Source organism: Fusibacter sp., from assembly GCF_057447755.1.
This window is the reverse complement of the sequence record NZ_JBVBZF010000053.1, coordinates 1-15,275: the sequence shown is the minus strand read 5'-3', so window position 1 is coordinate 15,275 and position 15,275 is coordinate 1. Positions and strand designations below refer to the sequence as shown.

12 protein-coding genes are annotated in these 15,275 nt (G+C 36.3%); 6 read left to right on the top strand and 6 right to left on the bottom strand.

Features of this window, described 5'->3' with window-relative positions:
• On the bottom strand, window positions 1–933 hold a 933-nt coding region (locus tag AC220I_RS09145; protein WP_486723516.1), incomplete at its 3' end, for a HAMP domain-containing protein.
• A gap of 129 nt (window positions 934–1,062) precedes the next feature.
• Here AC220I_RS09145 and AC220I_RS09140 point away from each other — a divergent pair.
• The 5 genes from AC220I_RS09140 (at window position 1,063) to AC220I_RS09120 (ending at window position 8,452) form a co-directional block, all read left to right on the top strand.
• On the top strand, window positions 1,063–2,688 hold the full coding sequence (locus AC220I_RS09140) for a putative manganese-dependent inorganic diphosphatase (RefSeq protein WP_486723515.1): 1,626 nt from the start codon (window positions 1,063–1,065) through the stop codon (window positions 2,686–2,688).
• A 21-nt stretch (window positions 2,689–2,709) separates the two neighbouring features.
• Window positions 2,710–4,008, top strand: coding sequence for a methionine gamma-lyase family protein (locus AC220I_RS09135; RefSeq protein ID WP_486723514.1), 1,299 nt, complete (start codon window positions 2,710–2,712; stop codon window positions 4,006–4,008).
• A 194-nt stretch (window positions 4,009–4,202) separates the two neighbouring features.
• Window positions 4,203–5,375, top strand: coding sequence for an NAD(P)-dependent malic enzyme (locus AC220I_RS09130; RefSeq protein WP_486723513.1), 1,173 nt, complete (start codon window positions 4,203–4,205; stop codon window positions 5,373–5,375).
• A gap of 128 nt (window positions 5,376–5,503) precedes the next feature.
• A complete protein-coding gene (locus tag AC220I_RS09125) occupies window positions 5,504–6,499 on the top strand; it encodes an aldo/keto reductase (protein WP_486723512.1) in 996 nt (331 codons plus the stop codon).
• Window positions 6,500–6,715: 216 nt separating this feature from the next.
• Window positions 6,716–8,452 carry a methyl-accepting chemotaxis protein gene (locus AC220I_RS09120; RefSeq protein WP_486723511.1) on the top strand — a complete coding sequence of 579 codons (1,737 nt, stop codon included), beginning with the start codon at window positions 6,716–6,718 and terminating at the stop codon, window positions 8,450–8,452.
• A 110-nt stretch (window positions 8,453–8,562) separates the two neighbouring features.
• Here AC220I_RS09120 and gdhA read toward each other — a convergent pair whose 3' ends face one another.
• Complete coding sequence (gene gdhA, locus AC220I_RS09115) at window positions 8,563–9,900, bottom strand: NADP-specific glutamate dehydrogenase (RefSeq protein ID WP_486723510.1); 1,338 nt, start codon at window positions 9,898–9,900, stop codon at window positions 8,563–8,565.
• Window positions 9,901–10,123: 223 nt separating this feature from the next.
• Window positions 10,124–10,756 (bottom strand): transcriptional repressor LexA, encoded by a 633-nt coding sequence (lexA, locus tag AC220I_RS09110; RefSeq protein ID WP_486723509.1) that lies wholly within the window; start codon window positions 10,754–10,756, stop codon window positions 10,124–10,126.
• A 182-nt stretch (window positions 10,757–10,938) separates the two neighbouring features.
• Between lexA and yneA the strand changes: the two genes are divergently transcribed.
• Window positions 10,939–11,298: a cell division suppressor protein YneA gene (gene yneA, locus AC220I_RS09105; RefSeq protein WP_486723508.1), complete on the top strand. Its 360-nt coding sequence runs from the start codon at window positions 10,939–10,941 to the stop codon at window positions 11,296–11,298.
• Window positions 11,299–11,556: 258 nt separating this feature from the next.
• Here the strand turns inward: yneA and AC220I_RS09100 are convergent, their stop codons facing one another.
• The 3 genes from AC220I_RS09100 to AC220I_RS09090 all read right to left on the bottom strand — a co-directional run.
• Window positions 11,557–12,759, bottom strand: a complete 1,203-nt coding sequence (locus tag AC220I_RS09100; protein WP_486723507.1) for a tyrosine-type recombinase/integrase — start codon at window positions 12,757–12,759, stop codon at window positions 11,557–11,559.
• A 508-nt stretch (window positions 12,760–13,267) separates the two neighbouring features.
• Window positions 13,268–14,218: a bifunctional helix-turn-helix transcriptional regulator/GNAT family N-acetyltransferase gene (locus tag AC220I_RS09095; RefSeq protein ID WP_486723506.1), complete on the bottom strand. Its 951-nt coding sequence runs from the start codon at window positions 14,216–14,218 to the stop codon at window positions 13,268–13,270.
• 78 nt (window positions 14,219–14,296) lie between these two features.
• Window positions 14,297–15,275 (bottom strand): hypothetical protein (locus AC220I_RS09090; RefSeq protein ID WP_486723505.1); only part of this gene is annotated, 979 nt, incomplete at its 5' end.

Here is a 15,275-nt window from a genome sequence, read left to right as displayed (position 1 = left end):
GCCCTTATATTCAAGATCAATTTCATAATGCCCATTGGCAATTTGATCCACTTTTTTTATGGTATTGTTTATTTGACCTGCAATTTTTTTTAAAAGCAAACTGGCCATAATACTAGAAAAAACCAAAACTAGAAAAACACTTGCAATTATGAGTATCGTTTGACGGCGAAGATTGACAATTATTTCAGGCTTATCAATTCTTGCACTTAAATAATATAGTGATTTACCAGTCAAGTGAATAGGGACGTAAACCTGGTTAAAATTCTTATCACTGATATTGATAAAACCATCTGATTTTAGCGCCATATTGGCTTCATTTCGATTCTCTATCATGTCCTTAGTGATGTATTCGACATCTTGTATGCCGACTAATCCCATCATGTTTTCAAGATCAACAACATCTTTAAGAGGGGCCATTACCAAATAGGTCTTAGCATTGTCATCAGAATTGCTGGTGAACAGGTTTTTCATGATGCCGATATACAAATCGCCACCATAGTTGTAAATAAACGTCTGTTTTGAAAAACTGCCACTATCCTGCGACAAAAATGCCATGGTCAACTCATAGGGCGCGTTAGAATATGGCGCTTTATCATTGTTTTCAACATAATAATACTTAAAACCATACTGGGAAGCCAAATCCGGAATAGCTTCTTTTTCTATGGAAAGTGACGTGTTTTGAGACGATGCACTCCTGTAGATCATTTCGTTTCGAATTTGATAGAATTCCTTGTCCGAAAAAATGCCATTACTTGTACGATCAATCTGATTGCTTATGTATTCATTGAACATGTTGTAAATCATTTTAGAATAAAACTGATTGTTGTCGCTTTCAGAAGTTTTAAAGGTATATTGGATACCCATAATTACAAAAATAGCAGCCACAAGCAAAATTGGCAGCATGACCATTAATGAAAGTTTATAGAATTTCATTTAAATACCTCGATTCTTTAAATTACCAAATTGATTATAGCATAACTTATGTAAATGAATGTGAATAAATTATTAAATCGTATGTTATAATAGGGAAGTAAATTGTACCCATTTAAGGAGTAAATGACTATGAAAGAAAACGTCATGATTTTTGGTCATCGAAATCCCGATACCGACAGTGTTACGAGTGCCATTGCACTCTCATATTTAAAGAACCAAACCCAATATAATGCCATGCCCTGTATACTTGGTGATCTTACTAAGGAGACGGAGTTTGTACTTGATTATTTCGAGGTAGAACACCCGAAAAAAATCCAAAATGTCAAAATCCAGCTGAAAGACTTGTTATATGATCGAATAATGGCCCTTGAGCCTTCAAATTCAATCTTAACAGCCTATAAGCATATGAATCTATACAAGATTAGGACTCTGCCCATCGTTGATTCTGAAGGCTATTTGATTGGTATCGTAACCATGAAAGATATTGCCATGAGCGCTATTCATGGTGACCTTCACACCTTGAATACAACTTTTAGCAACATACGTTCAGATCTTAAAGCAGAGACGCTCAACTATGCGCATTCTGATGTCAACGGCAAAATTTCCATCACTGCCTTTCATGATTCTTCCATTATCAAAGAAGACATCTTCGGACCTGACTATATCGTCATTACTGGTGACCGATTTGATATCATCGAATATGCCATTCAACGTAAGGTCCAGCTAATTGTTGTCACTGGTAACAAAAAAATTCCAGAATTGCTCATTGAGAAGGCGGCTGTATCGGGCGTTAACATGATCAAAACACCCTATGATACTTACTACACCTCTAAACTCATCAACCAAACAAATTTCGTGAGTTCAATCATGCAAAGAGAACGTCTTGTCAGGTTTAAGGAAAACGAGTACATGGAGAATTGTCGTGAAATAATTCAGACTTCCAAACATTCAAAGTTTCCTCTTGTTGATGAAAAAGGCAAATATCTTGGCATTATAGGCAGAACACATTTCTTAAATCCGACCAAGAAGAATGTCATCTTAGTGGACCACAATGAGTATGCCCAGTCTGCAGAAGGCCTAAACGAGGCAAATGTGCTTGAGATCATCGATCATCATAAAATAGGGGACATTTCGACATCGCTCCCCATTTCCTTTAGGAATATGCCGGTAGGGAGTACCAATACCATTATTTTTCAGCTTTTCAAAGAGGAAAACATCGACATTCCAAAGCATATAGCAGGTCTTATGATGTCTGGCATCATTTCAGATACCCTGTTTTTGAAATCGCCAACTACAACGGTATTTGATGAAATGGCCGTGGATAAACTGGCAGAAATCACTGGCATTAAGACAGATGCCTTTGCCCTTGACATGTTCAAGAACGGGACTTCACTTGCAGGACAATCTGTTACAGATGTTCTTTTTAGTGATTTCAAAGAGTTCATGCTTGAGGGATGTAAAATTGCCATTTCACAAGTTTTCACATTGAATTTTGAGGAAATTTTAGATAACCAGGAACAATACCTTGAGACGATCCGCACAGTCCATCACGATAAGGATCACTATTTAACCCTGATGGTAATCACAGATATCATCAAAGAGGGTTCCTACATGCTCTTTGAGTCGAAAAACGATTCAATCATGTCCTTGGCTTTTGAAAAGGCCGTGGAACAAGGCACCTTTATCAACAATTGCGTTTCGCGTAAAAAACAAATTATTCCAAAGCTCATCAATGCTTTGAACATCTTAAAGTAAACGATGTCATCAGGAGGATTCATGTTAAATAAATATTCAATGTACCAAGCCTTGGGCGTATCCGATACAGTTGTCAAATACGTGGAGGATGCTGAGGTCAGTATTGTGAGTCACTTTTCTAAGATAGACGATATTGCCGAATACAATCAATTAAAGGTCTTGAATGCATTACAGCAAAACAAGATTTCAGATATTCATTTTAACTGGAACACTGGTTACGGTTATGATGACATGGGGCGAGACGCCACAGAAAACGTTTATAAAACCGTATTTAACACAGAAGATGCCATTGTCAGACCCATTATCGTTTCAGGGACTCACGCATTGACTTTAGCCCTTACTGGCACTTTGAGACCAAATGATAAGATGCTTTCTATCACAGGGAGACCCTATGACACACTGGAAAAGGTTATTGGCCTTTCACCATCAAATGGCTTAAGCCTTATGGACATTGGTGTGTCCTATGAAGAAATCCATCTGACTGACGAGGGTGGTTTTGATCTCGACCATATACAAGCGCTTCTTTCAAATGCATCACCTCAATACAAGATGATCTATATCCAAAGATCCGCAGGGTATTCTTGGAGAAGGGGCTTGACAATCTCAGAGATCAAAAATGTTATTTCACTCATCAGACTTTATGCACCTGACACAATTGTCATGGTGGATAACTGCTATGGTGAGTTCTTGGATTATCAAGAGCCAACAGATGTTGGCGCTGATCTAATGGCAGGCAGTCTCATCAAAAATCCAGGTGGCGGTCTTGCGCTTAGCGGTGGCTATATCGTTGGAAAATCAGAACTCATTGAGCAAGTTGCAGCAAGAATGACTTCTCCTGGTATCGGTAAAGAATGTGGCTTGACCTTTGGTCAAACACGCACCATACTACAAGGCTTATTTATGGCACCAAAAGTCGTTTCAGGTGCACTCAAAGGGGCTACACTTTGTGCAAGGGTTTATGAATCTGCTGGATATGACATCAACCCCAAAGTTGACAGCGTTAGAAGTGACATCATTCAGGCGATTAAGTTTGGAACACCTGAAAAAGTAATTGCCTTCTGTCAAGGTATTCAATCGGCTTCACCAGTTGATGCTTTTGTTACCCCTGAACCGTGGGATATGCCGGGCTATTCAAGTGAAGTCATTATGGCGGCTGGTGCCTTTGTACAAGGGTCTTCCATAGAACTCAGTGCAGATGCACCCATAAGAGAACCCTTTGTCGCATATTTTCAAGGTGGCTTAACCTATGAGCACTCTAAATTTGGTGTGATTAAGTCCTTGGACAACCTTTATAAAAAAGGGCTTATTAACATAGAATAAACTGAATAAATCCATTTAAAATCATTTTATTTTGACGTTTTCATGGCTGTGAAAGATTGCCTTAGCGCTCAAAATAGTTTATGATGTTATCAGCAAGAAAAAACAGTTCAATTGGGAAGATGACTATACGATTGACTATAATTACGTTATCGTCAACGCTAAGATCATCTCTCAAAGACCAAAGGGGTGTAAAGATGAATTATAATGAGCTTGCATTGAAAATGCACGAAGCAAACAAAGGTAAAATTGAAGTGACAAGTAAAGTAAAGCTTGAAACCCGAGAAGATTTATCTACTGCCTATACACCAGGCGTAGCAGAGCCTTGTCGAAAAATTGCGGAGACCAAAGAAGATGTTTACAAATACACTTCTAAAGGTAATCTCGTAGCAGTTGTTTCAGACGGTTCAGCTGTCTTAGGTCTTGGGAACATCGGTGCTGAGGCTTCTATTCCAGTTATGGAAGGGAAAGCTATCCTGTTTAAGGAATTCGCTGGTGTTGACGCATTTCCAATATGCGTATCCACTCAAGATGTAGATGAGATAGTCAATGTCGTGAAGCATATTGAACCTGTTTTTGGTGGTATTAATCTTGAAGATATTGCGTCTCCAAGATGTGTAGAAATCGAAAGAAAACTCAAAGAAATACTTGATATCCCTGTATTTCATGATGACCAGCACGGTACAGCTGTCGTTGTAAGTGCGGCATTGATCAATGCACTTAAAATTGTGGGTAAAAAAATTGATGAAATTAAAATCGTTATCAACGGTGCTGGTTCAGCAGGAAATGCAATTGCAAGAATGTTACTGGATTTAGGTGTAAAAAACATTCTAAGCTGTGATCGCGCAGGTATTTTATCAAGAAACAAAGCTCAGAAAAACTGGGTTCAAGACGAAATTGCCGCTTTGACAAATCACGAATTATTAGAGGGAGACTTGGCCTTTGCACTTAAAGGTGCAGATGTCTTTATAGGCGTTTCAGGTAAGAACGTCGTTTCTCAGGAAATGGTCGCTTCTATGAGCAGTGATGCGATTGTCTTTGCAATGGCAAATCCTGATCCAGAGATTTTACCGGACTTGGCACTTGAAGCTGGTGCACGTATTGTCGGAACGGGTAGATCTGACTTTCCAAATCAGATTAATAACGTTTTGGCTTTCCCTGGTATCTTTAGAGGGGCACTTGATGCAAGAGCAAGTGATATCAATGAAGAAATGAAAATTGCTGCAGTCTATGCAATTGCGGATCTCGTTCCAGAGTCAGAATTAAGAGAAGACAACATCATACCTTATGCACTTAACAAGCAAATCGGGGAAGATGTTGCAAAAGCAGTATATGATGCCGCAGTTAAATCAGGTGTGGCTAGAATATAAGTTACAATTTAAATTCGGGATATCTCGAATCCAACCTTCGTAAAGAAGCTTGTAAGCTTTCTCAGGCACAATGTTAGATTATGCCTGAGGAGCTTCTTTTTATAACTTCATTTTGAGAGGAGCACTTAATGACGAATTATTCACCATCGCTAAAAAGATATGACGAAATGCAATACAGAAGATGCGGACAAAGTGGCTTAAGATTGCCGCTCATTTCACTTGGTCTTTGGCACAACTTTGGAACTAACGATTCCTATGACAATGCAAGGGAAATGATTCAAACCGCATTTGATTTGGGCATTACACATTTTGACCTCGCTAACAATTATGGTCCTGTCCCTGGATCAGCAGAAGAAAACTTTGGAAAAATTCTCAAACAGGATTTTAAATCACATCGAGATGAAATCATCGTTTCTACTAAAGCAGGTTTTCATATGTGGAATGGACCATATGGTGATGGTGGCTCAAAAAAATATTTAGTCTCCAGCTTAGAGCAGAGTTTAAAAAGGTTAAATCTAGACTATGTGGATATTTTTTATCACCATAGACCGGATGATGACACACCAGTTGAAGAATCGATGCAGGCACTTGACCTCATGGTCAGACAGGGTAAAGCCCTATATGTCGGTCTTTCAAACTATAAACCGACAGAAGCAAAACTTGCCATTGATGTATTACACGAACTTGGTACACCGTGTTTGATTCATCAACCCAACTATTCTATGTTAGATCGTTGGATAGAAGATGAGCTCATCGCTATGATGGACAAGGAAGGGGTAGGCATTATCACATACTCACCACTCCAAAAGGGCTTGTTGACAGACCATTATCTCAAAGGTATTCCAGAAGATTCTCGTATGGCGAGTGACAGTATTTTTCTTAATAAAGAAGACCTAACCAAGGCCCTTCAAGTTAAGTTAAATGCCCTCAATTCGATTGCAAAGGAGAGAGGTCAATCGCTTGCTCAAATGGCTATTGCATGGAATCTCAGAAACCCAAGAGTAACGTCTGTACTTGTTGGTGCCAGTCGTAAGGCCCAAATAGAGGATTCTGTCAAAGCCATCAATAATTTAGAATTTACACCTCAAGAACTTGAAAAAATCAATGAGGTTCTAAATCGTTAATAAACATATATGTTATACGTCTTCAACTTACAACTGTAATTATCAAAATAAAAGACTGCTTAAATAGCAGTTTTTTTCATGTAATAGGGGTTATTTTATTCCGTAAATTTTACACCTAAATCGATAATGTGATCCCAGTTGACGTTTTTCAATTCCGTTTGATTAAAAATTTTGGGGGTAAGAATTGTATATTATCATTTGAAAAGGAGGATAATTATGATTCGAAATTTGAGTATTACAAAAAAATTGTTGGTAATGGTCATTCCACCTTTAGTTATTTTAGTGGTCTTTCTTTATATTAGTGCAAGTCAAATGATCTTTATTAGTAATTCGGCAAATCAAACCATCTACGAAGAAGCCTTTATCAGTACCAGTAAAATTTTAAATGCTGATCGCGACTTTTATCAAGCTATCTTGGCCCAAACTGAACTCATTTCAAATTTCAGCTTACATACCACAAGCCAGCAAGAACTAATAGATACCTATAAAGAAAACGCCGACCAAGCTTATACACGCGTCATGGATGCACTTGATAACATTCGCTCAAATGAAAAACTGTACGTTGAATATAAACATGAATCTACAAACCAATCTATAGCAGATTTAGAAGAAGCTTTTAAGGCTGAATTCAATCTTTGGTATGATAGCTATAACATCGATACACAAAGTGGCAATATCGAAGAAAGCTATGTTCATTTTGATAACGCCCGAGAGCAAATTAATCTTATGACCGAAATCCTTGAGACATATGCAGACTTGGAATCTCATGAACTCATTAATATCACTCGGAAAAATACATTATTGTTAAGCGCGATCATACTTGTAACAATTCTCATCGTAACCATCTTTATGTCAAGGATTGCTCAATTCTTGAGAAAATCTATTTTAGGGCTTACTAATAATCTTCATGAAATGTCAAATAAAAACCTTTCAGTGGACTTTAAGCAGTTTAAGCTCTCAGATAAAGACGAGCTTGGAATACTTTCAAATTCAAGTCAGTCTGTTTTAGAAACATTTAGAGACATCATTAACGAAATAAAATTAAGTGTTGAAAACCTCAATAAAACATCTGATTTTATCGTTGTCGGTACCGGGGAAATAAATGCTGCAATGAGTGAAGTTTCAAACGCAATCAACGACATCTCTAAAGGTGCAACTTCTCAAGCACTGGAAACACAAAGTGTTACAGAAGATGTCAATACACTTGCAGATATCATTAATGACAACACTAAATCTGCAAACCAATTGGCAGAGAAAAGCAGTGCAATTGGACAAATAACGCATGAAGGTTTGGACCTTGTCAAAAAATTAAGCGAAGATACCAAATTAAACGTACTTGTATTTGAAGAGATTTTCAAAGTGATTGATACCACAAATGAAAATACTGCGAAGATAGGTGAGGCGAGTAAGCTCATTTCAGATATTTCAGAGCAGACCAATTTACTTGCACTAAATGCAGCAATTGAAGCGGCTAGGGCAGGAGAAGCTGGTAGAGGCTTTGCAGTAGTTGCAGATGAAATAAGGAAACTGGCTGAACAAACCTCCTCATCTACGACGCTTATTGATGATATGCTAAATAATCTCATTCAGAATGTGCAAAGTGCTCAACTTAAAAGTCAAGAAGTTAAAGAAGCAGTGAAAAGGCAAGAAACCTCTGTAAACTCAACTGAAGGGAAATATAATGAAATTGTGTCAGTCGTGGACGAAATGAAAAAAGACATTGATAATTTGAATACCCTTAGTAAAAACATGGAGAAAAACCGCATTCAAGTACACGAAGTCATATTACAGCTTTCTTCCATTGCTGAGGAAAATGCTGCCAGTACAGAAGAGACCTCCGCATCAGCAGAACAGATTCTTGCCACAGTGGAGGAGCTTAAAAATATGAGTGAAGAGTTGAAATTGTTAGTGAAAACTTTTGACAATCTTATTGTAGATTTTAAATTGAGTTAGCACAAATACTTGCTCTAATCTGGCTGAAAACGAATGATCTATAATTAAAAAGGCTATCTGAGAAACCCTCAGATAGCCTTAATTTTATACTTATATTTAATATTTTTTATTTAGTAGTTTCCTTGTGCCATCATTGCTTCTGCAACTTTTTTGAAGCCGGCAATATTTGCCCCTGCGACTAAGTTGTATCCGAAGCCATAATCTTTAGATGCTGCAGCAGCATTTGTATGAATATTGATCATGATGTCTTTTAACTTAGCGTCTACTTCTTCAAATGTCCAAGAATATCTCATTGAGTTTTGGCTCATTTCAAGAGCAGAGGTAGCAACACCACCAGCATTAGCAGCCTTAGCAGGTGCTAATAAGATGTTTTTCTCAAGGAAATATTTGATAGCTTCGTTAGTACATGGCATATTAGCACCTTCACCAACAGCAGTAACGCCATTAGCGACTAATGTTTTAGCATGTTCGATTGTAATATCATTTTGAGTTGCACAAGGTAATGCGATATCGCATTTCAATGACCAAATATTACCGAAACCTTCAACGTATTTAGCATCTGGATGTGCATTTAAATACTCTTTAATTCTTTTTCTTTCAACTTCTTTAAGTTGTCTAACTAAAGCTAAATCAATACCTTTTTCATCGTAGATATAGCCATTAGAATCCGACATGGCAACAACTTTAGCACCTAATGAAGTCGCTTTTTGACAAGCGTAGATTGCAACGTTACCAGAACCAGAAATAACAACTGTTTTGCCTTCTAAAGAATTGTTATTGTGCTTTAACATTTCGTCAACAAAATACACAAGACCATAACCAGTTGCTTCAGTTCTCGTTAAAGAACCACCATAAGATAAGCCTTTACCAGTTAAAACGCCATTTTCGAATGCGCCTCTAATTCTTCTGTATTGACCATATAAGAAACCGATTTCTCTGCCGCCAACACCAATATCGCCTGCAGGTACGTCTACGTCTGGTCCAATATGTCTATATAATTCAGTCATAAAGCTTTGGCAGAATCTCATTACTTCTGCATCTGATTTACCTTTAGGATTAAAATCAGATCCACCTTTACCACCACCGATAGGTAAGCCAGTTAAAGAGTTTTTAAAGATTTGCTCGAAGCCGAGGAATTTAACAATTCCAAGATATACAGATGGATGGAATCTTAAACCACCTTTATATGGTCCAATAGCACCGTTGAATTGAACTCTGAAACCTCTGTTAACTTGTAATGCGCCTTGATCATCAACCCAAGGTACTCTAAAGATGATTTGTCTCTCTGGTTCAGTGATTCTTTCCAAGATGTTGGCTTCAACATATTCTGGGTGTCTTTCTAAAACAGGTTCTAATGACTCAAATACTTCTTCTACTGCTTGTAAAAATTCTGTTTCGTTTGCGTTTCTTGCTTTTACGCGTTCAAATACGCTTGATACATAAGACATACAAAACACTCCTTTAAAATAAAATTAAAACTCTCACATCTATAATGATATCACTTATAATTTAGAAATAACACTACCAATTTTTGTTGAAATCTTAAAAAAAATTAATCCCATGATAATTAAATAACATAAACATGTTTATATGTCTTGCTTATAGACATTAAAAGGGACTGTAACTTTTTTTACAGTCCCTTAACATTTAATAAAATCTTTATAATCATTTTTACATTTTTCTAAAAACACCTTTTACACGTCCAAGGATTTGAACATTATCAGAATAAATAGGTGACATAGTTGAGTTTTCAGGTTGTAGCCTAACACGTGATTGCTCTTTATAAAAGGTTTTTACAGTGGCTGAATCGTCAATCATCGCAACAACAATTTCACCATTATTTGCAGTGTTTTGCTGTTTAACGAGTACTAAATCGCGATCATGAATACCAGCTTCAATCATACTATCGCCTTTGATTTTAAGCATAAAATAATTACCTTCATCAACAAAATCAGAAGGGATAGGGAAGGTATCTTCAAAAGACTCAACTGCCAAAATAGGCTGTCCTGCAGTTATTTCACCTATAATAGGAACGAATTTAGTATCTCTTGCAAAATTAACCACATTATCTGTAGGTGTATGATCCTCATTATCAAATATTTCAATAGCACGTGGTTTTGTTGGGTCACGTCTAATATAACCAAGCTCTTCAAGTTTGGTGAGATGCATATGTACTGTGGAAGTCGATTTTAAACCTACAGCTAGACATATCTCACGAACAGAAGGGGGATAACCTTTTTTAGAAACCTCTTCCTTTAAGAAATCTAGGATTTGTTTCTGTTTCTTAGAAATCGTAGCACTCATCACTTAGGTCTCCTTTGTGTTTTTTACTTATCTTAGGACGATTATATCATGACCATAAAAAAAAATCAAACATTAGTTCGATTTTTGTCTTTACAAAGAACATGCGTTCGTATATAATTAACTTACAGAACAAACGTTTGGCACGATTCCATTTAGAACATGGTTTAATAGGAGGTATTATTATGACTCAAACTAGACCTCATGTGACTTTTGACAGCAGAATGTATAAGAGAAGACCTAAAAGACGTCGCTTGGTTATTGTTAATAAAACACGCTTTGTATTGGCAACTATGATTGCACTCATATTATTGAGTATTCTTTTTTCATATATGACAGGTACAATTATGTCTGTCGCATCTACTGATCAAAGCTATTTGGAATTCACGGTAACCTCAGGGGATACGCTCTGGGAGATTGCATCAGATCATAATTATTATAATGAAGATGTTAGACAGGTTGTCTACAATATTAAAAAGTTAAATCAGATGAATACGAGTGATATTTACCCTGGACAAGTTTTGATTATTCCGGTTACAAGATAGAGCCCTTGGAATGAAACTCGTGAAATAACACTTATTAAACCTGTTCATGAGTTAATCTCTATAAACAAACTATCACAAACTGAAAGGTATATTTCAGATTTGTTGATATATCCCTGTCTGCCCATTGAAAAATGGGCTCTTTTTGATTTCGACCAATGAATGATATTGTCGGATAAAACATAAGGCAATAAACAAAGGGACCTAAAACAGAATAAGAATATTGGCATTCCGAAATTTAGATCCCACTATATCTATCTATTACTTATTGTTTTTTTCACTATTGCGCTTTTGATACTCATCCAAGAGCTCATAGTTATTGACCACATCACGTTTTGCATTTTTCTTATGAGCAGAGTATAGCTGTGTTGTTGTCACATTGTCGTGATCGAGCAGGTTTTGAACATCATAGATTGAAAAGCCATATTGAATCAGCGAAGAGGCTGCCGTTGCTCTCAGTTTATGTGGACTATAGCCGGCATGTCTTGGTGCTTGCATGGCAATAGAGGTGTATTTCTTAACCAATTCTCTAAGCGTTCGAACAGTCATTCTTTTCCCTTGTAACGATAGGAATAAGGGATCATCATCTTCAATACAATTCGGACGTTCAAGCTTAATATAATCTTCTATAACAGCAAGTGCAGAGCGATTGAGTGGCATATTTGCTTCTTTACCACGTTTTCTATAAATTTTAAACTCACCACGTGCATAGTTTATTGAGCTTAAGTTAAGTTGTTGAACTTCACTGACACGCAAACCATAAGTGGTGAAGAGTACAAGGATTGCTTTATCGCGTCTTTTGGTTTTCTCCCAGTACTGGCGTTCTTTATCTGTGAGACCAGTGCCATTTTCAACCGTATCGAGCATAAGTGCCACTTCTTCAATTTCAAGGCGTTTAATAGCGTCTGGTTGAGGCTTTGGTAGCTTAATTGGGTTAAAGCCTTCAGTGATATTGGTGTCTATTAGCTGATCTCTATAAAGGAATTTAAACAAGACACTCAATGAGGATTTTTTTCTAGCAAGTGCACGATTATGATTTTCCATAATGTAGTCTGCGTTCTCAGTTTCTACTATATAACGTGTGCAAAAATCCCCTAAAAATAGGTTTATGTCCTTGGCTGTGAGTTTGGCAAATAATTCCAAAGGAATTTCCTTGGAAGAAGTAAATTCATATTCAGCCATCAGAGGAGACTCACTGATCAAATAATTCGTAAAGAATAATAGGTCACTTAAATATGCCAGACGCGTACTTAATGCCACAGAGTTTTTTAAATAAAGAAAATAGTCAAACATAAAGCTTGGCAACTGTGATTCCATAGAAAGACATTTTTTAATCATGTCATTTTGTTTCTCAACGATGTTGTTAGGGACGTCAGATTTATTGTGGATTTTAATTTGCTTTTTTCTATTTTGTGAGCCTGATGGAGTAGACCCATCGTCTTTAATTATTTTTTTACGCGCCATAGTAAACACCTCAAAATTGGACAAATTTTTTCCTACATTCAACTATTCCCTAAATATACATTTGAGGAATAGTTGTTACTTTTATAGGATATCATATTTTCTAGGTTTTATCAAGGCTTTCAGCCATATTGATTATACCGATTTTAACTATGTCTACAGTTTTTAAACCGTTCTTAAATCATTTTTAAAACGTTTTTAAAACGCACTCACTCTAGGAATCATTTATCTGTTTAAAACCACATCTTTTACACATTAGTCTTTAAACGTTTAGTCATCAAGAAAATTTCCATCGCCGCTATTCGCGCCATATAATCATTTAACACAAAATCTTGACTAATGATCTATACAATCATTTAACGCCAAAACCTTGTTTTGTCGTCACCGTTCTCATCTAACCGCTTTTCGCAAGTTGATAATTCTTTCTCAAAGCTGGATGAGAACTAATGATCTATATAAAAAAAGCTAGAAAATCCTTTCGAACTTTCTAGCATAGATATCAAATCAAATTCTATCTAAAACACAATTCCATTTTTATTTCAGCTTCATTATATTTCTCGCAGTCATTCTCAATGACTTTGAAGCCGAAACTCTTATATAATTTAAAAGCTGCTTCTAATCGCATTGTCGTATATAAGACCACTTTTTCAGCATCTAATTCATAGGCCTTTAATAAGGCCATTAAAATTAAGTGTTTACCAATGCCTTTATTTTGACCAGATTCTTTTACACCTAATTTTGCCAGTTCGTATATGCCATGATCGTGTTTAATTATTGATACCGTGCCAATGATTTCATCCTTCATTTTTGCCAGCAAAACTTTTCCACCTTTTTCCAATATTTCTTGTTTAGGGTTTGACAATACACGAATATCTTCTGGTTCCATCAAATCATGTTTTTCTAACCAATTGTAAGAGATTTCTCTAAAATCTTTGATATATTCATCACTCAATTCAATAATTTCAACATCTTCAATAACAGTCTCTTTAAATTTAGACCACTTGACTTTTTCATATGGTCTTTCCTGGCCTTTCCTTACTATTTTCCAGTCTGGTTCTATGTTGTTTCTGATACGCATTAAATAATAGAGCAATAACTCCATCTCTTCTTGACTGAATCCATTTAAAGCCACTTGGTTGGAGTAATCCTCATCATTTTTTAACATTATGTAAGCCAACTTACCCTTATTGGAAATTTGAAGCTTTACTTTTTTCCCAGTACCTTGTTCATCAGTCTTTTCAACGAATCCATTTTCAACAAGGTTTTTAACAACACGAGACGCCGTAGATCTGTCAACTTTAATAAGATCAGAGAGTTGCTCAAGTATTATGCCAGGGTTTTCTGCAATACGTACGAGATAAATGTATTGGTTCTTTCCGAGCTTATAGTCTTTGAACTCAATATTTGCAATGGATTCAAAGCATCTAGTTATCAAACCTATTTCTCTTAAAATTTCCTTCATGATACTTATGTCCTTTCGATTATATTGTTTTACAATATAATCCTAGCACAATTATATTGCAAATGCAATATAATTGTGCTAAGGCAATTCATTGTAGTATATTTTTGAAAAAAAGCCTTCAGATATGGTATAAAAGCCCTTGTCATCAATATCGAAACCAATTGATTCACCTAGAGGCTCAAAAGAAGATATGATATACTCTGGCTTAGTACTTACTAAAATCTCTGAAAAAGGCTTCTGGCTATACCCCCTATTCCACTTCCAAACGTTGCCATAGGTTCTCACTAAAATACTCTTTTGGTCTTTTGATAAGTCAGCACCAGTCACTGCATATGGAAAATTAATCGGCGAGAAAACAGAATGTCTATAATCTACATGATAACCTTCTGTAAATTTTCTAATATCAATCGTGCCATTATAAAGCAAAGTGTTTGGCTCATTAGCTTTCAGTGAGCTAAGTGATATTGACAACACATTCGTCTGTCCCTTATATGTTTTTGTTAAGAAGATCATCTCATCCTTGATCGAATCCACTAGAAATGCTTCAATATTTGGTGTTTCTGATTCAATTCTATCAACAATATTCCTAAAAATATTCTCATTTTCTGTCCATGGTAGATCAGGAATTTCAGGAAAAAGTATCTCATAAGAATTAAAGGTCTTTATTTCATGAGCATTATCATTATCGTCCTTTGAAAGCTCCGATAATAAGTCAGGCTCCTTAAAAATTATAAGCCTTGGAGTATGCTGAGACCTCATTTTAGTATTGCTTCCTAAATCCGCCACAACGATATAACTTTCTCCAAACTCATCCTTAAAAAGCGCAATATCCTCAATATCTTCAAGTTGGGTATTTTGTAAATCAAACTCATCTCTTATATTGCCACGTTTTGAAATGGCATAAATACTACTGGAATGTCCGCTGTCATTATGTACCCATAAAGTATCGGCGTTCTTTTCACTTACCACAAGCCCTGAGACTTCACATAAATTAAGGTCCCTAATCTTGCCGGTAATCAGACCGATATCTGATGGCTTATAAAAATAGAAATAGTAT